The sequence below is a fragment of the Bradyrhizobium sp. NBAIM08 genome, from assembly GCF_020193935.1.
GTDB classification, from domain to species: Bacteria; Pseudomonadota; Alphaproteobacteria; order Rhizobiales; family Xanthobacteraceae; genus Bradyrhizobium; species Bradyrhizobium yuanmingense.
Genome location: NZ_JADYVR010000381.1, coordinates 1 through 445 on the forward strand (window position 1 = coordinate 1; position 445 = coordinate 445).

Below are 445 nucleotides of genomic sequence, written 5' to 3' on the forward strand. Positions count from 1 at the left end.
GGTGCAAACACCGCGCTTCTGCGGGTTCTGCTCCATCGCAGGGACCTTCGACTTGGTCTTCTGCGGAACGCGGCCCTTGCGGACCAGCTGGTTGATCGTCGGCATGAAAGCCCTTCACCTTAGTTGTGGCCGCAGGCGACAGGGTGAAGGATCGGCGGAACCCGCGAATGCGTGAGATACGGGGGAGAACCCCGGTCAGGCACATCACGAGCCGAAAACGCTCCACCCGATCGCTGGACCGGGTTACTTTGCCGCCGCACCTGAAAAGCGCACCGCCAATGTTCAGCTCAATCCGGGATTCGCACCCCGGAAGAGCGGCCCGTTAGGCGCGTTCGGTGGTTTGGTCAAGGCGGAGCGGGGGGCGCAAGTGGCTCACTAGCCCAGCGGCAGTTCGATTTCCTTCATGATCCGGTCGGTCTCGCTCAAGATTTTGACGATCTTCTGA

The 445-nt window shown here is 61.6% G+C and carries 1 pseudogene; it reads right to left on the minus strand.

The annotated features are described in order from the left end of the window. Positions 1-105 (minus strand): annotated as a pseudogene (gene rpsL, locus I6F37_RS40005) (30S ribosomal protein S12); the annotation flags it as partial. Between the last annotated feature and the right edge of the window lie 340 nt (positions 106-445).